This window comes from Glycomyces tenuis DSM 44171, from assembly GCF_000427885.1.
In the GTDB taxonomy this organism is placed as follows: Bacteria; Actinomycetota; Actinomycetes; order Mycobacteriales; family Micromonosporaceae; genus Glycomyces; species Glycomyces tenuis.
In genome coordinates, this window is sequence record NZ_ATYW01000004.1 from 282,776 (window position 1) to 309,026 (window position 26,251).

Here is a 26,251-nt window from a genome sequence, read left to right on the forward strand (position 1 = left end):
GTGAGTAACATTTATTGCGTGGAGCAGCCGAGCAAGCGTGAGCGCACGCGCCGAGTCCTGGCCGAGCACGCCCTGGAACTGTTCGAGCGCCAGGGCTTCGAGGCGACGAGCGTCGGCCAGATCGCCGCGGCGGCCGGCGTCACCGAGATGACGTTCTTCCGGCACTTCGGCGGCAAAGAGCAGTCGGTCCTGACCGACCCGTTCGACCCCGTCATCGCCGAGGCGATCGGCGCCCGGCCCGCCGCCGAGGCGCCGCTCGCCCGCACGGCCCGCGGCCTGCGCTCGGCGCTGGGCGAGCTGTCCGAAACCGAGCTGGGGACGGTCCGGCGGCGCGTGCGCCTCATCGCCTGCACCCCGGCGCTGCGCGCGGCCGCCGCCGCCCAGAACGAGGCCACGACGGCCGCGATCGGCGACCGGCTCACCGCCGACGGCGCCGACCCCTTCGCCGCGCGCGTCGCGGCCGAGGCCGCGATCGCGTCGCTGACGGCCGCGCTCTACGAGTGGGCCCGAGGCGGCCGGCGCACGCTCGCCGAGACGATCGGCGCCGCCCTGGACGTCCTGGAGACCGACCGTGCCTGACCGCCTCCGGATCACCGGCGCCGTCCGCGCCTACGGCCCCGCCGCCGGGGTGCTCGGAGCGTCGCTGCGCGTCCGCGAGGGGCAGATCCACGCCCTGGTCGGACTCAACGGCGCCGGCAAGACCACCCTGATGCGCGCCGTGCTCGGCATGATCCGGCTCGATTCGGGCGCCGTCCGCATCGGCGGCGTCCCCCTCGACCGGATGCCCGCCTCCGACTGGAGCCGCGTCGGGCACCTGCTGGACCGGCCCTTCGCCTACCCCGAGCTGAGCGTCCGCGCGAACCTCGAAGTGGCCGCGCGCCTGCGCGGCATCCCCGCCGGGCGGGCCGCGGACGCGGTGGAGGGCGCCTTGGCCGGGCTCGGCATCGCGCGGTACGGCCGGGTCCGGGCCGCCCGCCTGTCCAAAGGCAACCGGCAGCGCCTCGGCCTGGCCGCGGCGCTGCTCGGCGACGCGTCCCTGCTGGTCCTCGACGAGCCGACCGACGCCCTCGACCCCCAAGGGGTGATCGCGCTGCGCGAGGCGCTGCGCGAACGGGCCTCGCGCGGCGCGGGCGTCCTCGTCTCCAGCCACCACCTCGACGAAGTCGCGCGCGTCGCCGACCGGATCTCGGTCATGAACCGCGGCCTCGTCATCGGCACGCTCGACCGCGACCGCGCCGACCTGGAACGCGCCTTCTTCGACCTGGTGCTCGAAGACGACCGGCGGGCCGACCGCGGGGACCGGCCGTGAACGGCCTGGGCGACGCCCTGTGGGCCGAGGCGCGCAAGGCCGCGGCCTCCCGCGTCCTCCGCACCGCCGCCGTCCTCCTCGTCGCGGGCGTCGCGGTGCTCGGCGCCGCCCTGACCGCCGCGGTCGGCGCGGGCAGCGAGCAGATCGCGGCCAAGCTCGGCCCGCTCGCCGACGCCACCGGCTGGGCGCTGCTGCTGGCCGTCGTGACGCAGATCGTGGCCGCCGGGGCGCTGCTGACCTTCGGCATCACGCTGAGCTGGAGCTTCGGCCGCGAATTCACCGACGGCACGATCAACGGCCTGTTCGCGATCCCGACCACCCGCCCGGCACTGGTGACGGCCAAGCTCCTGGTCCACCTCGCCTGGACCGCCCTCGTCGGGCTCGCCCTCACCGTGCTCGTCGCCGGGGTCGGCCTCGCGATCGGACTCGGCGGCATCGACGCGGCGAGCGCCGCCGGGCTCGTCCGGCTGTTCGCGCTGACCGCGCTGAGCGGCCTCCTCGCGACCCCTGCGGCGTGGGCCGCCACGCTCGGCCGCGGTCCGATGGCCGGCGTCGCGACCGCGGTCGGCCTCATCGTCGTCGCGCAGACCGCGGCCCTCGCCCTCCCGCGGCAGGGCGCCTGGCTCCCGCTCGCCGCACCGGCCTTCTGGGCCTTGGACCTGAACGCGGTCACGCCCGCCCAGCTCGGCCTGGTGCCGCTCACCGCGGTCGCGTTCGGCGCCCTCACCGCCCGCGCCTGGAACCGCCTCCAACTCGACCGCTGACGCGCGGCCCCTCGCGGGCCTCAGCCCTCGGGGACGTAGAGCGTGATCGTCCGCGCCACGAGCGCGGGCTTGGCCGAGCCCTCGATCTCGACGGTCACGTCGTATCCGGCGCGCACGCCGCGTGCCGCGGGCTCGGCCGAGGCCAGCTCCACGACGGCCCGCACGCGGGCCCCGGCCGCCACCGGCTGGAGGAACCGGAGCCGGTCGAGCCCGTAGTTCACCGACATGGCGAGCCCGCTGATCGTGAAGAGCCCCTGGGTGAGCGCCGGGAGGAGCGACAGCGTCAGGTAGCCGTGCGCGATGGGCCCGCCGAAGGGCCCGGCGGCGGCCCGCTCGGGGTCGACGTGGATCCACTGGTGGTCGCCGGTGGCGTCGGCGAAGGCGTCGATGCGGGCCTGGTCGACGGCGAACCACTCGCTCACCGCCCGGGCCCCCAGCGCCTCGGCGAGCGCGGCGGGGGAGTCGAATTCGACGCCGCTCATGCCTTCGGCCCTCCCGCCACGTACAGCACCTGCCCGGAGACGAAGCCCGCCTCCTCGGAGCAGAAGAACGCGACCGCGGCGGCGATGTCCTCCGGCCGCCCCACGCGACCCACGGGCGTCTCCTTTGCGGCGGCCGCGAGGAAGTCCTCGAAGGGCACGCCGACGCGTTCGGCGGTGGCCCTGGTCATCTCGGTCTCGATGAAGCCGGGCGCCACCGCGTTCGCGGTGACGCCGAACCTGCCGAGCTCGAACGCGAGGGTCTTGGTCAGGCCCTGCATCCCGGCCTTCGCGGCGGCGTAGTTGGCCTGCCCGCGGTTGCCCAGCGCCGAGGTGCTGGACAGGTTCACGATCCGGCCCCACTTCGCCTCGACCATGTGCGCCTGCGCGGCCCGCGACATGAGGAAGGCGCCCCTCAGGTGCACGCCCATCACGGCGTCCCAGTCGGCGGCGGACATCTTGAACAGCAGGTTGTCGCGCAGGATCCCGGCGTTGTTGACGAGGATGGTGGGCGCGCCCAGCTCGGCGGCGACCCGGTCGGCGGCGGCGGCCACCGCCGCCTCGTCGGCGACGTCGACGCCGATCGCGAGCGAACGGCCGCCGTCGGCCGCGATGGCCGCCGCGGTCGCCTGGGCCTGGTCTTCCAGGAGGTCGAGCACGGCGACGGCGTGGCCGTCGGCGGCGAGGCGGCGGGCCGTGGCGGCCCCGATGCCGCGGGCGGCGCCGGTGACGATGGCGGTGCGTCCGGTCATGTGTCGGTCCTTTCGGCGGTGCTTGCAGTGCGGTGTCAGAAGGCGATCAGCTGGCGCAGCGCCTCGCCGGAGGCGAGGCGGTCCAGCGCGGTCGGGAGCTCGGCGAGCTCGATGCGGTCGGAGACGAGGCGGTCGAGCGGCAGCCGGCCCGAGCGCCACAGTTCCACATAGCGCGGGATGTCGCGGCTCGGCACGGCCGAGCCGAGGTAGGAGCCGACGATGACGCGCGCCTCGGCGGTCAGGCCCAGCGGCGCGATGCTCGCGCGGGCGTCGGGGTGCGGCAGGCCGACGGTGACGGTGGTGCCGCCCGGCGCGGTGACGGCGCAGGCGGTCTCGAAGGCGCGGGCCGATCCGGCGGCCTCGATCACGACGGGGGTGCGCAGCTCGGCGTCGGCGGCCCCGGCCGGGGTGTGGGCGGCAGCGCCGAGCTCGCGGGCCAAGTCCAGTTTGGCCGGCACGGCGTCGACGCCGATCACCTTGTGGCCGAGGGCGAGGGCGACGAGCAGCGCGGCCATGCCGACCCCGCCGAGGCCGACGACGGCCACGGCGTCGTCGGGGCCGGGCCGCCCCGCGTTGACCACGGCGCCGCCGCCGGTGAGGACGGCGCAGCCGAGGAGGGCGGCGATGTCGGGCGGCACGTCGTCGTCGACGGGGACGACGGACGTCTCCGAGACGACGGCGTGCGTGGCGAAGGCGCTCACGCCCAGGTGGTGGTTCACCGCCGCGCCGCCGCGGCGCAGGCGGATCCCGCCGCCCACCAGGGTGCCCGCGGCGTTGGCGGCGCTGCCGACCGAGCAGGGGAGGCGGCCCTCGGTCCGGCAGGCGTCGCAGCGCCCGCAGCGGGGGAGGAAGGTCATGACGACGCGCCGCCCGACCGCGACGTCGGCGCCCGGCCCGGCCTCCTCTACGATGCCCGCGGCCTCGTGCCCGAGCAGCATCGGGGTGGGCCGCACGCGGCTGCCGTCCACGACGGACAGATCCGAGTGGCACAGTCCGGCCGCCTCGATCCGCACCAGGAGTTCGCCGGGCCCCGGCGGCTCCAGCTCGAGCGGCCCTATGGAGACGGGGCGGGACTTCGCGAACGGCGCCGGAGCGCCGCAGTGCTCCAGCACGGCACCGGTGATCTGCACGGGGGCCTCCTCTTGGAGATGGGTGAGCGTTCGCTCGGGTTCGGGTGGCGGGCTTGCGGCTCTGGACGGTGACAACATCATACCGACCATCCGGTATGTAGCGCCACCCGGCGTTTCCCATTCGCTTGCGCATCATTACTCGATCCCGTATACTCGAATTCGAGTATACGGAGACGAGGTGATTCCGGTGGCGAAGCGGCGCAAGGTCGGCAACCTGACGGCCCTGGCGGTGCTCTCCGTCGTGGCGCACCGGCCGATGCACCCCTACGAGATGGCCAGGGCCCTGCGCGGCTGGGGCAAGGACCGCGACATGCCGGTCAAGTGGGGCTCGCTGTACTCGGTCGTGGAGCGCATGGCCGAACGCGGGCTGATCGAGGAGGCCGGCACCTCCCGCGAGGGCCGCCGCCCCGAACGGACCGTCTACCGGATCACCGAGGAGGGCCGGGAGGAGCTGCTCGACTGGACGCGCGAGCTGCTCTCGGTCGCCGAGCGCGAGTTCCCGCGCTTCCGCGCCGGCCTCTCGGTCATGGCCGCCCTCCCGCCCGACGAGGTGGCCGCGCTCCTGCGGCGGCGCCTCGAAGCGCTGGAGGCCGAGGCCGCCGGGCTCCGCGAGGCGATCGCCGCGGAATCGCGGGAGGTGCCGCGGCTGTTCCTGGTCGAGAACGAATACGACCTGGCCATGGCCGCGGCCGAGGCCGCGTGGATGCGCTCGCTGCTGGAAGAGATCGAGTCCGGCTCGTTCCCCGGCCTGGCGGAGTGGCGCGAGTTCCACGCCGGCGGCGCGGTCCCCGACGGACTGCGCGAACTGGCCGAGAGGAGCGCCGACGACAGCAGTTCATGACAGCGGCCCCGGCGGCGGTGCTGCAACACCGCCGCCGGGGCCTTCGAAACCCCGAACCGGCGATCATGCGGGAGCACGAATCCGGCCCGAAGGCGGCAACCTCGAGGATAACCGGGTCTTCTCCCGTGCCGGTCCGCACGACGAACCGCACCACATGAGGAGAAAGCAATGTCGACAGTACGAACCGCCGCCGTCATCGGCGGCGGCATAGCCGGACCCGTCGTCGCCTCGGCCCTGCACCGGGCCGGGATCGAGGCGACCGTCTACGAGTCCCACCCGCGCCGCTCGGACGCGGCGGGCGGCACGCTCGCCCTGGCCCCCAACGGCTTCGCCGCACTGGAGATCGTCGACGCCGCAGCGGCGGTCGACGCCCTCGCCCAGCCCGTCGCGCGGCAGGCGATGGCGATCGGCGACAGCAGGCGCTTCGCCCTGCCGGGGCTGCCCGACGTCGGACCGATGCGGGTGCTGCACCGCTCCGAGCTGTACCGCGTGCTGCACGACCGGGCCGCGGCGCACGGGGTCCGCATCGAACACGGCAAGCGCCTGGTCGACGTCCGCGAGGACGGCGGGACGGCGACCGCGCTCTTCGAGGACGGCACCGTCGCCACCGCCGACGTGCTCATCGGCGCCGACGGCGTCCACTCCACCGTCCGCCGCCTCATCGACCCGGACGCCCCCGGCCCGAACTACACCGGCATGCTCGGCTTCGAGGGCGTCGCCGATTTCGAGGCGCCGGGCGACCGCGGGACCATGACGTTCTCCTTCGGCAAGCGCGCCTACTACCTGTACTGGCGCGAGGCCGCGGGCGGCACGAGGTGGGGCGCCAACCTGCCGCACCGGCCGCTGTCGCTGACCGAGGCGCGCCGGACGCCCAACGAGGAGTGGACGGCGACGCTCCGCGAGGTCTACGGCGAGGACACCCCCGGCGCGGAGCTGATGCGGCGCACCGATCCCGCCGGTCTGCAGGTGGTCGGCGCGCTGCACACGATGCCGCCGGTCCCGCACTGGCACCGCGGGCGGATGGTCCTGGTCGGCGACGCGGTCCACGCCCCGTCCAACAGTTCCGGGCAAGGCGCCTCGCTCGCGATCGAGAGCGCGATCCAGCTCGCCCGGTGCCTGCGCGACTTCGACCGGGCGGGCGAGGCCTTCGCCGCCTATGAGCGGCTGCGGCGCGCCCGGGTGGAGCGGATCGCCGCCCAGGCGGCCCGGACCAACCGCGCCAAGGCCCCCGGGCCGGTCGCCCGCAAGCTCATGCCGCTGCTGATGCCCCTGCTCATCAAGGCGGCCATGAATCCCGAGAAGACCTTCGGGCCGACCCAGCGCCACCGCATCGACTGGGATGCCCCGGCCACCGCCGAAGGGGCCTCGGTCTGACCGCCGAGGCGGCGCCGGCTTCCGGCGCCGCCTCGCACGCGGGGGAGACCGGCGATTTCGCCGATGCAGACCGTCCGGTCGGTATGTGACAGTGATTCGCATCATCCTCAGCGAGCTTCGTCAAGGAGGACGAATCATGCACGCAAGCACTCTACGGCGCCGCGCCCTGCGCCTCATCGGCCTGACCGCGGCGATGGCCGCCATGCTCGGCGTCGGCGTCCTGGCCGGCCCCGGCACCGCCGCCGCCCAGGAGAACCCCTACGAGCGCGGACCGGCGCCGACCGAGTCCAGCATCGAGGCGAGCCGCGGCCACTACTCGGTATCGAGCGACTCGGTCTCCTCGCTGGTGATCGGCTTCGGCGGCGGCACGATCTACTACCCGACCACCCAGTCGGACGGCACCTTCGGCGCGGTCGCGATCTCGCCGGGCTACACCGCCTCCCAGTCCACGATCCAGTGGCTCGGGCCGCGCATCGCCTCACAGGGCTTCGTGGTCATCACGATCGACACCAACACCCGCTTCGACCAGCCGGGCCAGCGGGCGGACCAGCTCCTGGCCGCGCTCGACTACCTGGTCGAGGACAGCGACATCGCCGACCGCGTCGACCCCGACCGCCTCGCCGTCATGGGGCACTCGATGGGCGGCGGCGGCTCGATCGAGGCCACCGACGACCGGCCCGAACTCCAGGCGAGCATCCCGATGACGCCCTGGCACCTCGACAAGACGTGGACGGGCGTCGGCACCCCGACCCTGATCTTCGGGGCGGAGAACGACTCGATCGCCCCGGTCTCCTCGCACTCCGAGCCGTTCTACGGCTCGATCCCCAGCTCCACCGACAAGATGTACATCGAGCTCGACGGGGCCTCGCACTTCGCCCCGAACATCTCGAACACGACCATCGCGAAGTACTCGATCTCCTGGCTCAAGCGGTTCGTGGACAACGACACCCGCTACGACCAGTTCCTCTGCCCGCTGCCCTCCGACGGCGCCATCGAGGAGACGCGCGGGTCCTGCCCGCTCGGCTGACCGCCGAACGAGCGCCCCCGGAGCCGGGCGACGGCCGCGCACGCGGCCGCCGCCCGGCAGGCCGCGCCGAAGCCTTCCGGACCGACTGGTCGGTTTTGTACCATTGGTCCATGCGACGGCGCCCCCCGCACGCCGCTGCCCGGGCGACGGCGTCCGCGCAGCCGCAGCGGTCTGCCGTGGCGGCGAACGTCCGCCGGCTCGACGACGGCAGCCTCGCCCTCGTCGTGACCGACACCGACGCCCACCTCCTCGACGAAGCGGCCCGCTCCGGCGGGCCGCTGCTGGTGCGCGTGGCGCCCCCCGACGCCATCCGCGCCCAGGTCGAACTCGCCCGCGGCCTGAAGGCCCTGGGAGACGGACCGGCGGACGACGCCTGCGGCTCCCTGCTCCTCGCCGCCTCCCTCTCCGCCCGCTCGCCCGGGGCCGATCCGCGCCTCGCCCTCACCGCGATCCTCGGCGCCGCCGACGCCGCCTGGGCCGCCGGCGACCGCCCCACCTGCCTGACCGCGCTGGCGGCGGCCCGGCTCGCCCTGGCCGGACGCCCCGCCGACTGCGAGCAACTGCGCGACCACCTCCTCGGCCTGCGCGCCCTCATCGAGCAGCGCCCCGCGGCCGCCGCCGAGGCGCTCCGCCGGGTCCTCGCGCACGGCCAGAGCGACGACGCCCCCGATGCGCTGCACCGCGCCTCGGTGGCGGCCCTGCTCCTCGGCGACGTCGAGGCCGCCTGCCGCACCGGCGCGCGCGCACTGGCGGCGTCGCGCTCGCAGGGACGCGACGACCTGGCCGCGCAGACGCTCGAGTACCTCGCCTACGCCGAGATGCGCGCCGGGCGCCACGGCCGCGCCCGCACCCACGCCCGCGAAGGGCTGCGGACCGCACTGCGGTCGGGACGGGCCAACACCGCGGCGCACCACCGAGCGGTCCTCGCGCTGACCGCCTCCGTCGAAGGCGACACCGAGGAGGTGACCGCCCAGGCCGCGCTGGCGCTGTCGACGGCCCGGCGGCACGGCCTGGAGCAGACCCGCACGCTCGCCGAATGGGCCCTCGCCAGGGCGGACCTCGGCCGAGGGCGGCCCGAGGCGGCCGCCTCCCGGCTCGGCGGGCTCGTCCGCCCCGGCGGCGGTCACTTCGCGGTGCGTCCGCTGATCGTGCCCTGCTTCATCGAGGCCGCCGTGCTCGCCGGGCGGCCCGACGTCGCCCGCCCGGCCCTGGACGCGCTGCGGCTGTGGGCGGGCTTCGGGATCGACCGGGCGGCGAGCGCCAGGCTCGCCCGCTGCCGGGCGCTCCTGGCCTCCGACGACTCCGAGGCCGACGCCCTGTACCGGCACGCCCTCGAACTGCACGAGGCGGACCTCGGCGACTACGAGCGGGCGCGCACGCGGCTGCTGTACGGCAACTGGCTGCGGCGGCACCGCCGACCGCGGGACGCCCGCCTCGTCCTGCGCGAGGCCCTGCACGGCTTCGAGCGCTGCGGGGCGAGCGCCTGGGCGGACCAGGCCCGCTCGGCGCTCCGGGCCACCGGGGAGCCGTCGCCCGCCCCCGACGAGGCGATCGCCCTCGGGGTCCTGTCCTCGCTCACACCGCACCAGCTGCGGATCGCCCGGCACGTGGCGACGGGAGCCACCAACCGCGAGGTGGCGCAGGCCCTCTCGGTGAGCGTCCGCACCGTGGACCACCATCTGCGCAACATCTTCACCTCGCTCGGCGTGCGATCCAGAGTGGAACTGGCCCGCCTCGTCGCGGGGACGCCCGAGCGCTGAACCCGAACCGCTTCGGCGCCGAGGGGGCCCGCCCGGCTGCGACATTGCTGCGACACGGTGAGGACCGGCTCCGGACATCGCCGGGACAGAGTCGGGCGCATGAGCCAAGCGAGCCCCACCCCGTCCCTCCGTTCACCCGCGCGGCCCCGGCACGTGCCCGGGCTCGACGGCCTCCGCGGCGCCGCGATCGTCGGCGTGCTCCTGTTCCACACCGATCTCCTGCCCGGCGGCTTCCTCGGCGTGGACCTGTTCTTCGTCCTGTCCGGCTACCTGATCACCGATCTGTTGCTGCGCGAGTCCGCCCTGACCGGCCGGGTGTCCCTGCCCGCCTTCTGGGGCAGGCGGGTGCGCCGACTGCTGCCCGCACTGGCGGCCATGCTCGCCGTCGTCACGGTGGCGGCCTGGGCGCTGGGGCCGCCGGACGTGGTGCGGACGACGCTCGCGGATCTGCCGTGGGCGCAGGTGAACCTCCTCAACTGGCACCTGCTCGCCGAGTCGGCGGACTACTGGGACCGCTTCGGAGCCGAGCGCGTCTTCGAGCACCTGTGGAGCATCGCGGTCGAGGAGCAGTTCTACCTGGCGTGGCCGCTGCTGGTGGCCTCGCTCGTCCGCTTCGGACGGCGACCGGGCCGCGCCGTCGCCGTCGCCGCGGCCCTGATCTCGCTCGCCTCCCTGGTGCTCATGGCCGCTCTGGCCGCCGATCCGAGCCGCGTCTACATGGGCACCGACACCAGGGCCTTCTCGCTGCTTTCGGGCGCGTTCGTCGCCGCGCCGCCCGTGCGCGAGCTCCTGGGGCGGACGCTCGGCCGCCGCGCGGGCGCGGCGGCGGCGCTGGCGGCCTCCGGCCTGGTCGCGATGTGGCTGCTGGCGGACGGCACCGGAACGCCGTGGCTGTTCACCGGCGGCCTGTTCGCGCACTCGCTGCTGGCGGCCGTGCTCATCGCGCTGGTGGCGGCCGGACCGGAGATGGCCGTGTCGAAGCTCCTCTCCCAGCGCCCCCTGCGGTGGCTGGGCCTGGTCTCGTACAGCCTGTACCTGTGGCACTGGCCGGTCATCGTGCTGCTCTCGCCGGAGGCGACGGGCCTGGACGGCTGGTCGTGGACCGCGACGGTCTGCGCGGTGTCCATCGCCCTGGCCGCGCTGTCGAAGTACCTGGTGGAGGACCCGATCCGCTTCCGCGCGGGCTGGGCCCGGGACCGGCGCGGCGCGCTCGCCTTCGCCGCCGCCATGGCCGTGCTCGCTCTGCTGTGGATGCTCCTGCCGGAGCCGGCCCCGCCGGTCGTCGACGTGACGGTGCTTTGACATCCTCGCCGCCCTGAAGGGACGGCGATTCCCGGCTAGCGGCTCGTGGAGACGAGCCGGGTACGGGTGGGTTCCTCATTCTGTCCCGCGACGCGGGTGTTTCGGGCGGTGCCGGGCATCCCCGGTCTTACCTGCCCTCCAGAGGCGTTTACGGTGTCCGCCTGCCCGGCGGCCACCCTCCTGCCTTCTCGCAGAATATTCACTGCGGCATTACGATCACGGTCATGGACCGCACCGCATTCACATCTCCACTCGCGGACCCGCAAACCATCCAAACCTTTCGGGCCTGCAAGGACACCACACGTTGAGCACAGCCGCGTCGAGGGGAAGAACCGATCGACCTTCACAAACGACCGTCCGGCACGGGCCGCCTTCGATTCGAGCCGGGCCGAAAACATGCCCAACGCGGCGTCGTGGATCGACTTCGCTCCCCGGCCCCGGGCGAGTCCTTTGACCGAAAGGTCCTCGATGTAGATGCCTTGGCTCTCGGCAACTATCTTCGCGACCTGCTGGTTGACCCAGTCGTCCCGTTGATGCTTGGCCTTCTCATGGACCCGCGCCACCTTCGCGCGGGCTTTCGCCCGGTTCGCCGAGCCTTTCGTCTTGCGCGCGAGCACCCGCTGCGCCTTCTTGAGCTTGCGTTCCAGCTTGCGGAAAAACCTGGGGTTCTCGATCACGCGGCCGTTCGACAGGACCGCGAAGTCGTTGAGCCCCAGATCGATCCCACACTCGGCCTCAACCGGCCCCAAGGTCTCGTCCCCGTCGAGACTGACCACGAAACTCGCGTAGTACTTCCCGGTCGCGGTCTTGGCGACCGTGACCGAGGTCGGCTCGGACGGCAATTCCCTCGACCACGCGACCTTCACATCGCCGATCTTCGGCAGTCTGAGCCTGCCGCTTTCCAGGACGCGGAACCTGGCGTTGCGTGTGAACCGGATCGCCTGCACCGCAGTGCGCTTCTTGAACCTTGGCGGCCCCATCCGTACCCCGGCCCGCTTGCCCCCAACCGAGTCGAAGAAGTTCTTCCAGGCCCGGTCGCAGTCAGCTAGTGCCTGCTGCAACACCACCGTGCTGACCTCGCCGAGCCAGGCCCGCTCGGGGGCTTGCTTCGCCTCGGTGATCAACGACTTCGACAACACGGCCGTCGCCGGGTACGGCATCCCCTCCGCGTGCGCTCGTCTCCGGGCCGCGACCGCGTCATTGAACACGACCCGCGCGCACCCGAAGTTCCGGGCAAGGGCCGCGCGCTGCGGACCTGTCGGGTAGAGTCGAAACCGGTATCGGAGAAGCACCACCAGATCCTATCGTCCGGGTACGACAAGTCCCGCTGACGCGGGACGTCGAGCAGGCAATCGACCCGGATTCACCTCCGTCCTGAAGGCCGGAGCACTCCCCGGGATACCCGGTAGCGCTCACCCGATGAGCGGGCAGGTCCGCGGTGCGTCAGAGCCCGGCTCGCCCAATGTGAAATGGATGCGCACCGTCGCCTCGGGCGAGCCGCCGCTCTGGACGTGGGCGGCCAGCGCCGTGCAGACGATCTGGTCGACGCCCAGCGGCGACACCTCCTCGGCCGACAGCGGCACCCGCAGCTCGATCTCCTGCTCGCCGACGGTCACCTCGACCTTCGAGGACGAGACCACCGCGATCCCGGTGTCCAGGCCCGAGTCGCCCGGCCCCCACAGCAGCAGCGCCATAGCCTCGCCGATGGTGCCGAGGCGGCCGGTGTCCCGCAGCGTCGCCCGCAGCTCGCCGTCGCCGTCCACGAAGTACAGGGTGGTGCCGGGGGCGACGCCGGTCGGGGCCGGCCCCTCGTCGCTCACCCCCGACTCCGCGATGCCGCAGCCCCCCAGCAGCAGTGCCGCGGCCGCGATCCAGATCCGTCTCACGATTCCTCCGGGTTCCTCGGGAGCCGCAGCATGAAGCGGGCGCCGCCGCCCTCGGTGTTCTCCGCGGTGATGTCGCCGCCGTGGAGGCGGGCGTTCTCCAAGGCGATCGCCAGTCCGAGCCCGCTGCCGGGGGTCCGGGCGCGCGCGTCGTCGGCCTTGTAGAAGCGCTCGAACACATGCGGCAGCACGTGATCGGGCAGCCCGGGGCCGCGGTCGGCCACCTCGATCCGCACCTGCGAGTCGGACGCGGCGAGCCGCACGCGCACGGGCGGGCCGCCGTGCCGCAGCGCGTTGCCGACCAGGTTCGCGACGACGACGTCGAGCCGGCGCCGGTCCGCCCGCAGCGCGATCCCGGCCGGACCGCTCAGCTCGACGCGGCCCAGCCAGCCCCTGGCGCGCAGGGCGTCCCGGACGGCCTCGACGGCGTCGACGTCCTCCAGCCGCGGCCGGACCGTGCCCGAGTCGAAGCGGGAGACCTCCATCAGGTCCTCGACGAGCCGCACCAGCCGGTGGATCTCGGTGACCGCCAGGCGGGCGGACTCGGCGGCGTCGTCCTCCATCCGCTCGGCCGCGTCCTCGAGGACCTCGGCGACCGCCGTCAGCGTGGTCAGCGGTGTGCGCAGCTCGTGGGAGACGTCGGCGGCGAAGCGCTTGGCGTCGGCCTGCATCCGCCGCATCGCCGACATCGAGCCCTGCAGGGACTCGGCCATCTCGTTGACGGTGACGGTGAGCTGCGCCAGCTCGTCGGCGCCCAGCGGCGCCGAGCGGGCGTCGAGGTCGCCGTCCGCCAGGCGGCGGGCGGTGTCGCGCAGCTTTCGGACCGGCCGCAGGACGCTGCCCGCGGCCAGGAGCGCCACCACCGCCGCGAGCGGCAGCGCCAGCGCCGCGGTGCCGATCGCGGACGCGGCGAGGTCGTCGATCTGCGCCTCGACCTCGCCGAGGTCGCGCACGGCGTAGACCTCGATGCCCGAAGGGCGTCTCGTCCCGTCGGGCTCGGTGATCATCACGGGAGCGCCGATGAGCAGCAGAGGGCGGCCGTCGGCGGTGATCCGCTGTGCCACGAGCCGCTCCCGTTCGCGCACGGCGCGGCGGAGCTCGTCGGTGACCAGGCCGGTGTCCTCGCCGTCGGCGGAGCGCAGGTCCTCGAAGACCACCGAGGCGTCCGCGCCGACGGCCGCGCGGAGGCGGTCGAGCGTCGCCTGATCGGGCGGGTAGCTCAGGGTCGGGGCGACCGCGGCGATCCGCTCGGCGAAGGCCTCGGTGAGCCGGCGCTGGTCCGACTCCACCAGCGCCTCGCTCGCGGACTCGGCGCTCGCCCAGGAGGCCGCCCCCGCGCCGAGCATGGTGACCAGCGCGAAGGCGACGATCAGGCGGGCGCGCAGCCCGCGCAGCGGAAGCCGCCTCCTCATACCGGCCCGAAGCGGTAGCCGAAGCCGCGCACGGTCTGGACGTACGCCGGACTGGCGGGGTCGGCCTCGATCTTGGCGCGCAGCCGCTGGACGCAGTTGTCGACCAACCGCGAGTCGCCGAGGTAGTCGTGCTCCCACACCGCTTCGAGCAGCTGCTGGCGGCTGAAGACGCGGCCGGGGGAGCCCGAGAGCGTCAGCAGCAGCCGCAGCTCGGTCGGCGTGAGCGCGACCGCCTCGCCGTGCAGGCTCACGCTCAGCGCGGCGGTGTCGACGCACAGGCCCCCGTGCTCCCGGACGCCGTCGGGGTCGGCGCCGCCGCGGCGCAGGACGGCGCGGACACGGGCGTCGAGCACGGTGGGCTGCACCGGTTTGACGACGTAGTCGTCCGCGCCGGCCTCCAGGCCGCCGACGACGTCGAAATCGTCGCCGCGGGCGGTCAGCATGATGATCGGCACTTCGCTCGCCGAGCGGATGCGGCGGCAGACGGCGAAGCCGTCGACGCCCGGCAGCATCAGGTCGAGCACCACCAGCTGCGGCGGCGAGGCGCGGAACGCCTCCAGGCCGTCCTCGCCGGTCGCGGCCGTCCGGACGGTGTGCCCGTGGCGCCCGAGGGCGAGTTCGAGCCCGCGTCGCACCAGGGGGTCGTCTTCGATGAGGAGGATAGCGGCCACCGGGCCAGTATGCCGGGCCCCGGGCCGGTCCGACCGGGTCGGCGCCGGTCTGCGACACGATCGCGACATCGCGGCGGCGCCACCGGGACACGCGCGCGGCAGCGTGGGGCGCATGACCAGATCACGAACCATCATCGTCGGCCTGTGCGCCCTCCTGCTCGCCGCGACCGCCGCCTGCTCCGACCGCGGGGAGGTCGAGCGGCCCTCGGAGGGCACGACGGCCCTGTCCGATTCCGGTCCCGGGCTGTCCAGGGTGCTCATGCTGGGGGACTCGATCGCCATCGGCCAGGCGCTGCCGCTGGGCTTCGCCCTCGACGCGGGCGGCGTGGAGTTCTCCTCGATGGCCTCCGAAGGCGGCGGCAACGTCGTCGGCCCGACCTCCGAGGAGCTGTGGGAGACCCTGCCGGACCAGATCGCCTCCGCGAAGCCCAGCACCGTCGTCTACCAGATCACCACCTACGACTGGGGCACCGAGGACGAGCAGCGGGCCGCCTACGAGCGCCTGGCGGACACGGTCGCGGCGGCCGGCGCGACGCTGGTGTTCGTCACGGCGCCGCCGATCGTGCCCGACGAGTTCTACGAGCCGCACATGGACGAGCTCGAGCGCGCGCCCGAGGTCGCCGGGGCGGTCGCCGAGGACTCCGGCGGCGAAGCGGTCCTGCTCGACGCCGCCGAGGTGTGGGGCGAGGAGTACGAGCAGACCAGGGACGGCGAGCCCGACCGCAGCGACGACGGGATCCACACCTGCCCCCAGGGGGCGGCGCGCTTCACGCAGTGGCTGCTCGGCGAGTTCGCCGAGCTGTACCCCGACTTCACGCCGCCCGAGCCCGAGGAGTGGGCGAACGTCGGCTGGTCGGGGGACGAGCACTTCGTGGGCTGCTGACCGGCGGACGGCGGGGGCCCGGCCGAGCGGCCGGGCCCCCGCCGTCCTTTCCGGACTCAGAGGACGCGGCGCACGGCCGGCGCCTTCCGCAGGGCCGCGGAGACGACCCAGCTGAGCGGGGCCGAGACGACCAGGCCGAGCAGGAACTTCAGCACCGGGGTCGCCTCGATCGGGGACAGCGCCGCCACGACCCCCACGATGATCGGCGCGTGGACCAGGTACACGGCATAGGCGTTCTGCGACAGGAAGCGGGCGAGCGGTCCCGCCCCGGCCGCGAACCGCTGGAACAGGCGCAGCAGGACCAGCATGGAGCCGACGGCGAACATCGCGTCCCACAGGCCGAAGGCCAGATGGCTCGGGTCGACGCCGGGCGGCGGGTTCTCCAGATCCAGCGCCGCGTACCCGCCCAAGGCCATCGGCGCGATCGAACCGGCGATGAGGGCGGCCCCGAGCAGGCCCGCGCGCTTCGGCAGCTCATGGAACCAGCCGCGCCGGTACGCCACGATCCCCACGGCGAACATCGCCGCGTACTGCGGCATGTAGGACGCGCTCGGCAGGCCCAGGATCGGCACGTAGAGCCCGGTCGGCACCGCGATCCGCCACAGCCAGGACGCGACGCCCAGCGCCAGCGTGAAGGCCAGCACGTGCCGGGCCCGCAGCCGCTGCGGCTCCGCCGCCTCGCGCGGCGCCTCGGGCCTGCGCGAACGGAACCACGCGTACAGCAGCGAGAAGACCAGCAGCACCTCGACGAACCACATCGGACCGATGTCCCTCTCGGTGAAGTAGTACTCCAGGAACGAGGGCCGCTCAGGGGCGGGCATCTCCAGGTAGTTCGGCAGCTTGTACAGCGGGCGCAGCAGCACCAGGAAGATCAGGAACGGGATTCCGAGCCGCCGCAGCCGCTCCATCGCGTAGGACTTCGAGTCCCTCCTGTCGAGCGAGCCGGGTGTGAAGTAGCCGGAGACCAGGAAGAAGAACCCCATCATGTACGACTGGTTGAGCAGCGCGAAGAGGTCCAGCGGCAGGCCCTCGGCCGAGTGCTCCGGCGCGTCCCAGTACGGCCAGACCGGCAGGTTGCCGTAGGCGATCGCCACGTGATGCGCGACCACGAGGAAGGTCAGGTACACCCGCAGGTTGTCGAGGTAGTGCAATCGCGTCCCGGCCTGCGGGCCGGTTCGGGTCAGGGTGTCGGCCATGCTCGCTCCTAGGCGTCGGTGGTGGTCTCCATGGGAGTGGCCCTGGTGGCGTGGTCGAAGAGGGTGACGACCTCGGCGGTGAAGGCGTCGGCGTCCATGTCGGGGTGGGCCGTGATCTGGAAGGTGAAGCCGTCGATGACCCGGCGGACGGCGATCGCCATGACCCGCGGGTCGAAGCGCCGGAACTCGCCGGCCTCCTGGCCGGCGATGAAGATCCGCGCCAGCTCCTTGTGCAGCTCCTCGTCCCACGCGGTGCCGAACACCAGGCGGCCTTCGGCGTCGCGGTGGTTCCTGACGATCTCCACGACGGCGCCGACGTCGCGCGGGTTGGCCGCGATGAAGCCCAGATTCCCCTCCAGGTAGACCCGCAGCGCCTCGCTCGCCGGGACGTCCGGCGGGACGTGCGCCCCCCACCGCCGCATCACGAACTCGGCCCCTCGGGTGAACACGTCGCGCACGAGCGCTTCGAGCAGCTCGTCCTTCCCGGCGAAGTGGTACGAGATCAGGCCCTTGCTGATCCCCACGTGATCGGCGATGCGGTTGAGGGAGGCGCCCGCGTAGCCGCGATCGGCGACGACGTCCACCGTGTGGCGCAGGATCTGCGTCCACCGCGCCGCGCCGGTGACCGTCGCCTCCCCATCGTCCTGACCACTCGTGCTAAAAATTGACCACATGGTCAAAACCGTACCCGCCAAGGGATCGGCTCGCAAGCGGAGCACATGCGCACGCCGAAAGCCCGCGCGCTCAATCCCTTTCGGGCGAGGCGCGGGCGGTGAGAGTGCCGTCGGGAGCCGAGGTCAGCGGCCGAACCAGGTGGCCGCCATCGCCTCCAGCGTCTCCTCGGCGGGGGCCGGGAGGATCCCGAGGTACCACGGCAGGTTGGACTCGACGTGGAGGAGCAGCTGGGCGAGCAGTTCCTCCGGGGCGAGCGCCTCGCCGTAGGCGGCCATGATCCGTTCGAGGAGGCGGGTGTCGCCGCGGGCGGTGAAGACGCCGACGGCGGCGAACTCGTAGGCCCGGTCGCCGACCATGGCCGGCTCGAAGTCGAACAGGCCGGTCAGGGCCCAGGTCTCGGGGTCGACGAGCAGGTGCTCGCGCATGACCTCGGTGTGCAGGAGCGAGCGCTCGTCGCCGTGGACGAGCGGCACCGAGGCCAGGAAGTCGGGGATCTGCTCCAGCCAGGGCTCGGGCAGGCGGTGGGCCCGCTGCCGCTCGACGGCCGTGGCGCTCTGCTCGGCGACGAAGGCCCGCCAGTCCTTCGGGCCGATCGACTCGCCCAGGCCGGTGGTGTCCAAGGCGTGCATGGCGGCGAGCATCTCGCCGATCGCATCGGCCAGCCGCTCGCGGGCCGCCTCGGGGATCCGCTCCCAGGCGGGGGCCAGCTCCTCGCCCGCCAACTGTGACATCAACACGTAGCGCCAGCCGTTCTCGTACTCGCCCTCGGCCAGCGGTTCGGGGGTCGGCACGGGCAGCTTGCCGTGGAGGTGCTCGAGCGCGCGGGCCTCGGTGGCGGCGCTGTCGGCGCAGACGGTCGGGTAGAGCTTGAGCACCCGGGAGGCGCCGACCGCGTAGACCGGCATGCTGCCGGTGGCGTAGCGGTCCAGCGGCTGGTCGGCCAGGCCCAGGCGCCCCAGGATCTCGGCGGCGGCCGGGCGTACGACCGCGTCGTTCTCGACGACGGCCTCCCATCCCGCTTCGTCATGCACGGCAGGCAACATGGGCCGACCATATTGGATGCCTGAGGCCGCCGCAAGCGATTAACCGGCGGCGCCCGGCCGCGCTTCGCCCGCCTTCCAGGGGATTCGTGGATCGAGATATTGACAAGCGTCATATGCGAAGACTAAACTATATTTAAGGTTTAGCGCTAAACCTAAATTGAGCAGGACTCAAGCCAGATGCACAGCAGGGACCGGCACCCACCGATCGAACGGAGCGAGCATGCATTCCCGACTCCCGAACCCGACCGACGACGCCCGGCGGCGGACCGGGCAGCGCCAGACCTCGCCGCGCGGCCTCGCCGACGGCGGCGGGAGGTGATTCCGATGCGGAAGCCTCCCGTCCGCGCGGGCGCGGCCGCCCGCGCACTCTCCCCGAGCGCCCGGCGCCGCCCGCTGCGGACCGCCGTCGTGGCCTCGGCCGCGGCGATCACCGTCGCCGCGGCGCTCATGCCCCTCGCGCCGGCGGCGGCCCAAGGCCCCGACCTGGCCTCGGGCAAGCCGATCAGCGCCTCGTCCCACGTGTACGACTACACCGCGGAGAACGCCAACGACGGCGACGTCTCGACGTACTGGGAAAGCGCGCCCGGGCAGTACCCGAGCACGCTGACGGTCGAGCTCGGCGCGAACACCGAGCTCGAGCAGATCGTCGTGAAGCTGAACCCCGACCCGATCTGGGGACCGCGCACGCAGACCCTGTCGGTGCTCGGCCGGGACCAGAGCGGAGGCGAGTTCGAGACGATCGAGGAATCGGCCGACTACGCCTTCGACCCGGCCACCGGCAACACGGTGACCATCCCGGTCTCGGGGACCGCCGCCGACGTCCAGCTGCGGTTCGACGCCAACACCGGCGCCCCGGGCGGCCAGGTGGCCGAGCTCGAGGTGTACGGCACCCCGGCCCCCAATCCCGACCTGCTCGTCACCGGGCTGTCGTGGAGCCCCGAATCACCGGTCCAGACCGACGAGTTGACGCTGTCGGCCACAGTGGAGAACGCGGGCGACCTCGCGTCCCCGGCGACCGACGTCGCCCTCTTCCTCGACGGCACGCTGGTCGGCACCGCTCCCGTGGGCGAGTTGGAGGCGGGAGCGAGCACGACCGTCTCCACCGCCGTCGAACCGCGTCCGGTCGGCGAGTACGAGCTCAGCGCGGGAGTCGACCCGGACGACGCGGTCCTCGAGCGGGACGAGGGCAACAACGCCCTCACTCACCCCGAACCGCTGGTCGTGGAGGCCATCCCGACCTCGGACCTGGCCGCCTCGGCGGTGACGTGGTCGCCGAGCAACCCTTCCGCCGGTGACATCGTCGCCTTCTCGGTCTCGCTCGAGAACCAGGGCAGCATCGACTCGGGCGAAGGGCCCCACGGCATCACGCTGACCGTGACGAACGACGACACCGGCGAGGCGGTGGCGACGCTCTCCGGTTCGCACGGCGGCGTCCTCGCGCCGGGCGAGGCGAGCGGCCCGATCGAGCTCGGCACCTGGACGGCGGCCGACGGCGGATACACCGTCACCGTCGAGATCGAGCCCGACGCCAACGAGCACCCGGTGCAGCAAGGCGACAACGTCAGCACCCACTCGCTCTTCATCGGCAGGGGCGCCGACATGCCCTACACGCTCGACGAGGCCGAGAACGCCGAGGTCGGCGGCGGCGCCGAGGTGGTCGGACCCAACCGGACCGTCGGCGACCTCGCCGGCGAGGCCTCCGGACGGCAGGCCGCGGTGCTCGACGCCACCGGCGAGTACGTCGAGTTCACCACCACGACCGACACCAACACGCTGGTCACCAGGTTCTCCATCCCCGACGCGCCCGGCGGCGGGGGCATCGACGCGACCCTGAACGTCTACGTCGACGGCGAACTGCTCCAGCCGATCGACCTGAGCTCCACGTACGCCTGGCTCTACGGCGCGGAGGCCAGCCCGAACAACTCGCCGGGCTCCGGCGCGCCGCGCCACATCTACGACGAGGCCAACGTGCTGCTCGACGAGACGATCCCCGCCGGCAGCACCATCCGGCTCCAGAAGGACGCGGAGAACGGCGCGGCCTTCTACGCGATCGACTTCATCAGCCTGGAGCAGGTCGCGCCGATGGAGAACCCCGACCCCGCCCGGTACGTCGAACCGGACGGCTTCACCCACCAGGACGTGCAGAACGCCCTGGACCGGTACCGGATGGACACCTCGGGCGAGCTGCTCGGCGTGTACCTGCCGCCGGGGGACTACCAGACCGCGCAGAAGTTCCAGGTCCACGGGAAGGCGATCGAGATGATCGGCGCCGGGCCCTGGTACACCAGGTTCTACGCGCCCCAGGACCAGCGCAACACCGACGTCGGCATCCGGGCGGACTCCACGGCGAACGGGTCCACCTTCTCCGGCTTCGCCTACTTCGGCAACTACGACACGCGCATCGACGGACCGGGGAAGGTCTTCGACTGGCAGAACGTCTCGGACATGACCATCGACGGCATGTGGGTCGAGCACCAGGTCTGCATGTTCTGGGGCGCGAACATCAGCGACTCGGTGATCCAGAACTCGCGGGCCCGCAACCTGTTCGCCGACGTGCTGAACATGACTAACGGCAGCACGGACAACCTGGTGCGGAACGTCGAGTCCAGGGCCTCGGGGGACGACAGCTTCGCGCTGTTCGCCGCCACGGACGCGGGCGGCGGCGACCAGACCGGCAACGTGTACGAGAACCTGACCTCGCTCCTGACCTGGCGGGCCGCCGGCCTGGCCGTCTACGGCGGCTTCGGGAACACGTTCAGGAACATCCACATCGCGGACACCCTGGTCTACTCGGGCGTCACCATCAGCTCGCTGGACTTCGGCATCCCGATGGACGGCTTCGGGGCCAGCCCGCCGACGAGCTTCGAGAACCTCTCGATCGTGCGCGCCGGCGGCCACTTCTGGGGTGAGCAGACCTTCCCGGGGATGTGGATCTTCTCGGCCGACAAGGAGTTCCAGGGCATCCGCGTCAGCGACGTGGACATCGTGGACCCGACGTACTCGGGGATCATGTTCCAGACCAAGTACACCGGCGGCCAGCCGGAGTACCCGGTCACCGACACGGTGTTCACCGACGTCACGATCACCGGGGCGCGGCTCAGCGGCGACGAGTTCGAGCACAAGTCCGGATTCGGCATCTGGGTTAACGAGATGCCCGAGCCGGGCCAGGGCCCGGCGGTCGGCTCGGTGACCTTCCACAATCTCCAGATGAGCGGCAACCACCAGGACATCGAGAACACGACCGACACCTTCGAGATCATCATCGAATAGCGAGCGGGCGCTCGGGCCGGAGGAGCACCGGCCCGAGCGCCCGCCCCGCCTCGGTCCGCCGAGACCGCTCGGGCACCGACGCGCCGAGCCGCGCGCAGCGGCTCGGCGCGGTTGACCGCCCGAAGGTTTTATGCTTAAAATCGCCGACGGCGCCCCACCGGACGCGGCGCCGTGCCCCGAACGTCGGGACCGCGCCGAACCACACGGAACGGAGGACGGCGGATGAGCGACCGGTCGTCCCCCGCGCGGCGGAAGGCGAGCATGGCGGACGTCGCCGAGCTCGCCGGCGTCTCGGCGATGACGGTCTCGAACGTCATCAACCGGCCGGAGGTCGTCTCCGAGGCCACCCGCGGGAAGGTCCACGCCGCGATGCGCGAACTGCGCTACCGCAACAACCTGGTCGCCCGCAGCCTCAGGCTCGCGCAACCGAGGCAGATCGGCTACGTGCTCCCCGAGCAGGACCCCGTCGGCAACCAGTACATGGACACCTTCCTCCACGATCTCGCCGCGGGCTGCCAGGCCGCGGACCGCAACCTCACCCTCATCACCGAGCGGGACACCGAGGCCCTCATGGCGGCCTGCGAGGACCTGTACTTCGGCCAGTCCGCGGCCGGATTCATCATCTCCAATGTCGAATCAGCTGATCCGCGGCCCGTCGAACTGCACCGGCGCGACATCCCGTTCGCGGCCTACGGCCGCACCGACGAGGCCTTCGCGAGCCCGTGGAGCTGGGTCGAGGGCGACGCCGCGCTCGGCATCGAGACCGCCGTCGACCACGTCGCCGAACGCGGGCACCGGGAGCTGGCCTTCGTGGGCGCCGACCCCGCCAGCGTCACCATGGCCCAGCGCGAGACCGGCTACCGCGCGGCCTGCCGGCGCCTGGGGCTCACCCGATCGCTCGCCTCGGGCCGGATCATCGCCTGCGCCACCGACGTGGCCTCCGGCTTCCGAGCCGCCACGGACCTGCTCGGCTCGTCCTCGCCGCCGACCGCGATCCTCTGCATGTCCGACCCCCTCGCGGCGGGCGCCGTCATCGCGCTCCAGAGCCGGGGCCTCGCACCGGGCAGGGACGTGGCCGTCACCGGCTACGACGACACGCCGCTGACCTCGTTCGGCACGGTGGGCATCACCTCGATCCGGCAGGCCTCGGCGGCGATCGCCGCCGAACTGGTCCGCCTCATCGTCGACCGGCCCGAGACCCCCGAGCACCTGCTGCTGCCGCCCGCGCTCGTCGCGCGCTCCAGCACCGACCCCGGCTCATGACCGGCGCCGCCGCGCGGATTTTAAGCTCACAAACCCCGAACACCCCATAACAGAAGGAGAAACAGGAAATGGACAAGCAAGCGATCCGCGTCGTCGTGTGGGGCGAGAACCGGCACGAGCAGCTCGAGCCGTCCGTGGCCGAACGCTACCCGGACGGCATGCACGGCGCCATCGCGAAAGGCGCGGGCGAGTGGCTCGGCGACAAGGCGAGCATCACCACCCACACCCTCGACGAGCCCGAGCACGGACTGACCGCCGAGGTCCTGGCCGAGACCGACGTGCTCGTCTGGTGGGGCCACGCGGCCCACCACGAGGTCGACGACGAGGTCGTCGAGCGCGTCCACCGGCACGTCCTCGCCGGCATGGGACTGGTCGTGCTCCACTCCGGGCACTGGTCCAAGATCTTCGTCAAGCTCATGGGCACCACCTGCACGCTGCGCTGGCGCTCAGAGCACGACCGCGAACTGGTGTGGACGGTGAACCCGCAGCACCCCATCGCCCGCGGCATCCCGAACCCGATCGTCATCCCTGAGCAGGAGATGTACGGCGAGTACTTCGACGTGCCCACCCCGGACGAGCTCGTCTTCATCAGCGGCTTCAGCGGCGGCGAGGTCTTCCGCAGCGGCATGACCTACCGCCGCGGCTTCGGCCGGATCTTCTACTTCAGCCCCGGCGACCAGGACTACCCCGTCTACCACCACCCGGATGTGAACCACGTGATCGCCAACGGCATCGAATGGGCCCGGCCCGACCGGGAACGCGAGACGCCCACGCTGCTGCGCTACGAGACCGACGACTTCTTCAACGGCCACGGCTACCGGGGAGCGTTCGAGCGATGAGCTTCCGCACCATCGAGACCGAAGGGCCCGTGCGCCTCGTCGTGGTCGGCGCCGGCGGCATGGGCCGGGCCTGGGCCCGCACCATCCGGGACAGCGGGGACGCCGAGCTCGTCGGCATCGCCGACCTCTCGTCCGCCGCCGCCGAAGCGGCCGCGGCCGAGACCGGCGTCCCCGGCCTCGCGCTGGGGTCCGACGCGGTCGGACTCGCCCGCCGCACCGGCGCGGACGCCATCGTGAACGCCACCGTCCCCGAGGCGCACCACCCGGTCACGGCGGCGGCGCTCCGGGCGGGCCTGCCGGTGCTGGGGGAGAAGCCCGTCGCCGCCAGCGTCGCCGAGGGCCTCTCCCTCGCCGCGACGGCCGAGCACACCGGGCGGCTGTTCATGGTCAGCCAGTCCCGCCGCTACCACCACTCGCTCCACCGGGCCAAACGGCGGCTCGAGACGCTCGGCGCCGTCGGCGTCGTCGCGGTCGACTTCTACAAGGCCCCGCACTTCGGCGGCTTCCGCGACGAGATGGCGAGCCCGCTCCTGCTCGACATGGCCATCCACCAGTTCGACATGGCCCGCTTCCTGCTCGACGCCGACCCCGTCTCGGTCTCCTGCGAGGAGTACAACCCGCCGTGGAGCTGGTACGCCGGCGACGCGGCCGCCACCGCGGTCTTCGCGATGGAGGGCGGCGCCCGTTTCGTCTTCAACGGCAGCTGGTGCAGCCCCGGCCTCGAGACCTCCTGGAACGGCTCCTGGCGGATCTCGGCCGAGCGCGGCACCGTGCTGTGGGACGGCGAGGGCGAACCCCGCGCCGAGCCGGACGAGCCGGGGCCGAGCGCCGACGACCCCGGCCGGGAGATCGCCGGATCGCTGCGCGAGTTCCTCGCGGCCCTGCGCACCGGCCGGGAACCCATGGGGCGCGTGCACGCCAACGTCATGAGCCTCGCTATGGTCGAGGCCGCGATACAGAGCGCGTCGCAAGGGAAGCGGGTCGCGATCGACGACGTCCTCGCCCGCTCCCACGAGGCGGCGCTCGCCGCCGAGCGCGACGCCGACGCGCTCGCCGTCATGAAAGCCTGGCCATCCGTCCGCGATGCCCTGAGCCAGAAGGAGCCGCAATGAGCGAAACCGAGTCCCTCAGAGTCGGCATGATCGGCTACGCCTTCATGGGCGCGGCCCACTCGCACGCGTGGCGGACCGCGCCGCGCTTCTTCGATCTGCCGCTCGCACCGCGCATGACCGCGGTCGCCGGGCGCGACCCCGAACGGGTCGCCGCCGCGGCGGCGAAGCTCGGCTGGGATTCGGCCGAGACCGACTGGCGCCGCCTGATCGAGCGGGACGACATCGACCTGATCGACATCTGCGTCCCCGGCGACCTGCACGCCGAGATCGCGATCGCCGCGCTCGAGGCCGGCAAGCACGTGCTGTGCGAGAAGCCCCTGGCGAACTCGGTGGCCGAGGCCGAGCGGATGACCGCCGCCGCCGAGGCCGCCGCGCCCGGAGCGGTCGCGATGTGCGGTTTCAGCTACCGCCGCACGCCCGCGCTCTCGCTCGCGAAACGCCTGGTCGAATCCGGCGCGCTCGGGCGGATCCGCCACGTGCGCGCCCAGTACCTCCAGGACTGGCTCACCGACGAGAACGCGCCCCTGACCTGGAGGCTCGACAAGTCGAAGTCCGGTTCGGGCTCGCTGGGCGACATCGGCGCGCACATCATCGACGCCGCCCAGTGGATCGCCGGGCAGCACGTCACCGGCGTCTCGGCGATGCTCGAGACCTTCGTCGCCGAGCGCCCCGTCGGCGGGGACTTCGTGGGCCTGGGCGGCCACGGCGGCGCCGACGGGCCCCGCGGCCCGGTGACCGTGGACGACGCCGCGATGTTCACCGCCCGCTTCGAGGGCGGCGCGGTCGGCGTCTTCGAGGCCACCCGGTTCGCGCTCGGACGCAAGAACGCGATGCGGCTCGAACTCAACGGCTCGAAGGCGTCCCTCGCGTTCGACTTCGAGGACATGAACTCGCTGTGGTTCTACGACTCGGCCGAGGAGCCCGACGCCGGTTTCCGCCGCATCCAGGCCACCGAACCCGAGCACCCGTACACGGGCAACTGGTGGCCGGTGGGGCACGGGCTCGGCTACGAGCACGCCTTCACCCACCAGGTCGTCGACCTCGTCGAGGCGATCGCGAACCGCGAACAGCCCGCCCCCTCGTTCGCCGACGCGCTCCGCGTCCAGCGCGTCCTGGAGGCGGTCGAGGCGAGCGCCGCGGACCAGAGCCGCTGGACGGAGGTCTGAGCCCGGCTCCGACCGCGCCGAACGGGGCCCGGCCGCATTCGCGGCCGGGCCCCGCCGCTCGGTTTTCCGCCGCCTCCTGCCGGGTACGCCCCCCGGACGC

General features: G+C 72.9%; 23 protein-coding genes and 1 pseudogene. 14 read left to right on the forward strand and 10 right to left on the reverse strand.

What is annotated here, in order from left to right:
- Window positions 1–18 precede the first annotated feature (18 nt).
- Genes YWW_RS0108420 through YWW_RS0108430 form a run of 3 tightly spaced genes read left to right on the forward strand, consistent with a single transcriptional unit; the run spans window position 19 to window position 2,073 of the window.
- Window positions 19–579, forward strand: coding sequence for a TetR/AcrR family transcriptional regulator (locus YWW_RS0108420; RefSeq protein WP_026929785.1), 561 nt, complete (start codon window positions 19–21; stop codon window positions 577–579).
- Entirely contained in the window at window positions 572–1,309 is a 738-nt protein-coding gene (locus YWW_RS0108425) for an ABC transporter ATP-binding protein (protein ID WP_026929786.1), read from the forward strand. Before YWW_RS0108420 ends, YWW_RS0108425 begins: the two co-directional genes overlap by 8 nt.
- Window positions 1,306–2,073 (forward strand): ABC transporter permease, encoded by a 768-nt coding sequence (locus tag YWW_RS0108430; RefSeq protein ID WP_051325529.1) that lies wholly within the window; start codon window positions 1,306–1,308, stop codon window positions 2,071–2,073. Before YWW_RS0108425 ends, YWW_RS0108430 begins: the two co-directional genes overlap by 4 nt.
- Window positions 2,074–2,093: 20 nt before the next feature.
- On the opposite strand, the gene YWW_RS0108435 is transcribed toward YWW_RS0108430, so the two are convergent.
- Genes YWW_RS0108435 through YWW_RS0108445 form a run of 3 tightly spaced genes read right to left on the reverse strand, consistent with a single transcriptional unit; the run spans window position 2,094 to window position 4,434 of the window.
- Window positions 2,094–2,555 (reverse strand): MaoC family dehydratase, encoded by a 462-nt coding sequence (locus YWW_RS0108435; protein WP_026929788.1) that lies wholly within the window; start codon window positions 2,553–2,555, stop codon window positions 2,094–2,096.
- Window positions 2,552–3,304 carry a 3-oxoacyl-ACP reductase FabG gene (gene fabG / locus YWW_RS0108440; RefSeq protein ID WP_026929789.1) on the reverse strand — a complete coding sequence of 251 codons (753 nt, stop codon included), beginning with the start codon at window positions 3,302–3,304 and terminating at the stop codon, window positions 2,552–2,554. Before fabG ends, YWW_RS0108435 begins: the two co-directional genes overlap by 4 nt.
- Window positions 3,305–3,339: 35 nt before the next feature.
- Window positions 3,340–4,434 carry an alcohol dehydrogenase catalytic domain-containing protein gene (locus YWW_RS0108445; RefSeq protein WP_026929790.1) on the reverse strand — a complete coding sequence of 365 codons (1,095 nt, stop codon included), beginning with the start codon at window positions 4,432–4,434 and terminating at the stop codon, window positions 3,340–3,342.
- Window positions 4,435–4,621: 187 nt separating this feature from the next.
- Here YWW_RS0108445 and YWW_RS0108450 point away from each other — a divergent pair, with 187 nt between their 5' ends.
- The 5 genes from YWW_RS0108450 (at window position 4,622) to YWW_RS0108470 (ending at window position 10,738) form a co-directional block, all read left to right on the forward strand.
- Window positions 4,622–5,275, forward strand: coding sequence for a PadR family transcriptional regulator (locus YWW_RS0108450; protein ID WP_026929791.1), 654 nt, complete (start codon window positions 4,622–4,624; stop codon window positions 5,273–5,275).
- Window positions 5,276–5,443: 168 nt separating this feature from the next.
- A complete protein-coding gene (locus YWW_RS0108455; RefSeq protein ID WP_026929792.1) occupies window positions 5,444–6,649 on the forward strand; it encodes an FAD-dependent oxidoreductase in 1,206 nt (401 codons plus the stop codon).
- Between the two features lie 136 nt (window positions 6,650–6,785).
- Complete coding sequence (locus YWW_RS33895; protein WP_026929793.1) at window positions 6,786–7,676, forward strand: poly(ethylene terephthalate) hydrolase family protein; 891 nt, start codon at window positions 6,786–6,788, stop codon at window positions 7,674–7,676.
- 110 nt (window positions 7,677–7,786) lie between these two features.
- The gene (locus tag YWW_RS29075) at window positions 7,787–9,436 is read left to right on the forward strand and encodes a helix-turn-helix domain-containing protein (protein WP_081687287.1); all 1,650 of its coding nucleotides are present in this window, start codon (window positions 7,787–7,789) and stop codon (window positions 9,434–9,436) included.
- Between the two features lie 99 nt (window positions 9,437–9,535).
- Window positions 9,536–10,738: an acyltransferase family protein gene (locus tag YWW_RS0108470; RefSeq protein ID WP_026929794.1), complete on the forward strand. Its 1,203-nt coding sequence runs from the start codon at window positions 9,536–9,538 to the stop codon at window positions 10,736–10,738.
- A 35-nt stretch (window positions 10,739–10,773) separates the two neighbouring features.
- Here the strand turns inward: YWW_RS0108470 and YWW_RS29080 are convergent, their stop codons facing one another.
- From YWW_RS29080 to YWW_RS0108490, 4 genes are all read right to left on the reverse strand, one after another.
- The gene (locus tag YWW_RS29080) at window positions 10,774–12,030 is read right to left on the reverse strand and encodes an RNA-guided endonuclease InsQ/TnpB family protein (RefSeq protein WP_211228483.1); all 1,257 of its coding nucleotides are present in this window, start codon (window positions 12,028–12,030) and stop codon (window positions 10,774–10,776) included.
- 120 nt (window positions 12,031–12,150) lie between these two features.
- On the reverse strand, window positions 12,151–12,624 hold the full coding sequence (locus YWW_RS0108480) for a hypothetical protein (RefSeq protein WP_026929795.1): 474 nt from the start codon (window positions 12,622–12,624) through the stop codon (window positions 12,151–12,153).
- Window positions 12,621–14,033, reverse strand: a complete 1,413-nt coding sequence (locus YWW_RS0108485) for a sensor histidine kinase (protein ID WP_026929796.1) — start codon at window positions 14,031–14,033, stop codon at window positions 12,621–12,623. The genes YWW_RS0108480 and YWW_RS0108485 overlap by 4 nt, the downstream gene beginning before the upstream one ends.
- Complete coding sequence (locus YWW_RS0108490) at window positions 14,030–14,704, reverse strand: response regulator transcription factor (protein WP_026929797.1); 675 nt, start codon at window positions 14,702–14,704, stop codon at window positions 14,030–14,032. The genes YWW_RS0108485 and YWW_RS0108490 overlap by 4 nt, the downstream gene beginning before the upstream one ends.
- Before the next feature lie 112 nt (window positions 14,705–14,816).
- On the opposite strand from YWW_RS0108490, the gene YWW_RS0108495 reads away from it, so the two are divergent.
- Entirely contained in the window at window positions 14,817–15,587 is a 771-nt protein-coding gene (locus tag YWW_RS0108495) for an SGNH/GDSL hydrolase family protein (RefSeq protein WP_026929798.1), read from the forward strand.
- Between the two features lie 56 nt (window positions 15,588–15,643).
- On the opposite strand, the gene YWW_RS0108500 is transcribed toward YWW_RS0108495, so the two are convergent.
- The 3 genes from YWW_RS0108500 to YWW_RS0108510 all read right to left on the reverse strand — a co-directional run bounded on the left by YWW_RS0108500 (window position 15,644) and on the right by YWW_RS0108510 (window position 18,501).
- A complete protein-coding gene (locus tag YWW_RS0108500) occupies window positions 15,644–16,783 on the reverse strand; it encodes an acyltransferase family protein (RefSeq protein WP_035696349.1) in 1,140 nt (379 codons plus the stop codon).
- Between the two features lie 8 nt (window positions 16,784–16,791).
- Window positions 16,792–17,457, reverse strand: a complete 666-nt coding sequence (locus YWW_RS29085) for a TetR/AcrR family transcriptional regulator (protein ID WP_035696348.1) — start codon at window positions 17,455–17,457, stop codon at window positions 16,792–16,794.
- 123 nt (window positions 17,458–17,580) lie between these two features.
- On the reverse strand, window positions 17,581–18,501 hold the full coding sequence (locus tag YWW_RS0108510; protein ID WP_026929800.1) for a phosphotransferase family protein: 921 nt from the start codon (window positions 18,499–18,501) through the stop codon (window positions 17,581–17,583).
- A 474-nt stretch (window positions 18,502–18,975) separates the two neighbouring features.
- Between YWW_RS0108510 and YWW_RS29090 the strand changes: the two are divergent.
- The 5 genes and pseudogenes from YWW_RS29090 to YWW_RS0108540 all read left to right on the forward strand — a co-directional run.
- A pseudogene (locus YWW_RS29090) lies at window positions 18,976–21,771 on the forward strand (CARDB domain-containing protein); the annotation flags it as partial.
- A gap of 222 nt (window positions 21,772–21,993) precedes the next feature.
- Window positions 21,994–23,034: a LacI family DNA-binding transcriptional regulator gene (locus tag YWW_RS0108525; protein ID WP_026929801.1), complete on the forward strand. Its 1,041-nt coding sequence runs from the start codon at window positions 21,994–21,996 to the stop codon at window positions 23,032–23,034.
- 68 nt (window positions 23,035–23,102) lie between these two features.
- Entirely contained in the window at window positions 23,103–23,873 is a 771-nt protein-coding gene (locus tag YWW_RS0108530) for a ThuA domain-containing protein (RefSeq protein WP_026929802.1), read from the forward strand.
- Entirely contained in the window at window positions 23,870–24,985 is a 1,116-nt protein-coding gene (locus YWW_RS0108535) for a Gfo/Idh/MocA family protein (protein ID WP_026929803.1), read from the forward strand. Before YWW_RS0108530 ends, YWW_RS0108535 begins: the two co-directional genes overlap by 4 nt.
- Entirely contained in the window at window positions 24,982–26,151 is a 1,170-nt protein-coding gene (locus YWW_RS0108540; protein ID WP_026929804.1) for a Gfo/Idh/MocA family protein, read from the forward strand. The genes YWW_RS0108535 and YWW_RS0108540 overlap by 4 nt, the downstream gene beginning before the upstream one ends.
- Window positions 26,152–26,251: the final 100 nt, after the last annotated feature.

What these genes read in the sequence shown, in the direction of transcription:
- YWW_RS0108435 (WP_026929788.1), bottom strand. Translation starts at nt 2,555, where the DNA reads ATGAGCGGCGTCGAATTCGACTCCCCCGCCGCGCTCGCCGAGGCGCTG.
- fabG (WP_026929789.1), bottom strand. Translation starts at nt 3,304, where the DNA reads ATGACCGGACGCACCGCCATCGTCACCGGCGCCGCCCGCGGCATCGGG.
- YWW_RS0108455 (WP_026929792.1), top strand. Translation starts at nt 5,444, where the DNA reads ATGTCGACAGTACGAACCGCCGCCGTCATCGGCGGCGGCATAGCCGGA.
- YWW_RS33895 (WP_026929793.1), top strand. Translation starts at nt 6,786, where the DNA reads ATGCACGCAAGCACTCTACGGCGCCGCGCCCTGCGCCTCATCGGCCTG.
- YWW_RS29075 (WP_081687287.1), top strand. Translation starts at nt 7,787, where the DNA reads ATGCGACGGCGCCCCCCGCACGCCGCTGCCCGGGCGACGGCGTCCGCG.
- YWW_RS0108470 (WP_026929794.1), top strand. Translation starts at nt 9,536, where the DNA reads ATGAGCCAAGCGAGCCCCACCCCGTCCCTCCGTTCACCCGCGCGGCCC.
- YWW_RS0108485 (WP_026929796.1), bottom strand. Translation starts at nt 14,033, where the DNA reads ATGAGGAGGCGGCTTCCGCTGCGCGGGCTGCGCGCCCGCCTGATCGTC.
- YWW_RS0108495 (WP_026929798.1), top strand. Translation starts at nt 14,817, where the DNA reads ATGACCAGATCACGAACCATCATCGTCGGCCTGTGCGCCCTCCTGCTC.
- YWW_RS0108500 (WP_035696349.1), bottom strand. Translation starts at nt 16,783, where the DNA reads ATGGCCGACACCCTGACCCGAACCGGCCCGCAGGCCGGGACGCGATTG.
- YWW_RS29085 (WP_035696348.1), bottom strand. Translation starts at nt 17,457, where the DNA reads ATGTGGTCAATTTTTAGCACGAGTGGTCAGGACGATGGGGAGGCGACG.
- YWW_RS0108510 (WP_026929800.1), bottom strand. Translation starts at nt 18,501, where the DNA reads ATGTTGCCTGCCGTGCATGACGAAGCGGGATGGGAGGCCGTCGTCGAG.
- YWW_RS0108525 (WP_026929801.1), top strand. Translation starts at nt 21,994, where the DNA reads ATGAGCGACCGGTCGTCCCCCGCGCGGCGGAAGGCGAGCATGGCGGAC.
- YWW_RS0108530 (WP_026929802.1), top strand. Translation starts at nt 23,103, where the DNA reads ATGGACAAGCAAGCGATCCGCGTCGTCGTGTGGGGCGAGAACCGGCAC.
- YWW_RS0108535 (WP_026929803.1), top strand. Translation starts at nt 23,870, where the DNA reads ATGAGCTTCCGCACCATCGAGACCGAAGGGCCCGTGCGCCTCGTCGTG.
- YWW_RS0108540 (WP_026929804.1), top strand. Translation starts at nt 24,982, where the DNA reads ATGAGCGAAACCGAGTCCCTCAGAGTCGGCATGATCGGCTACGCCTTC.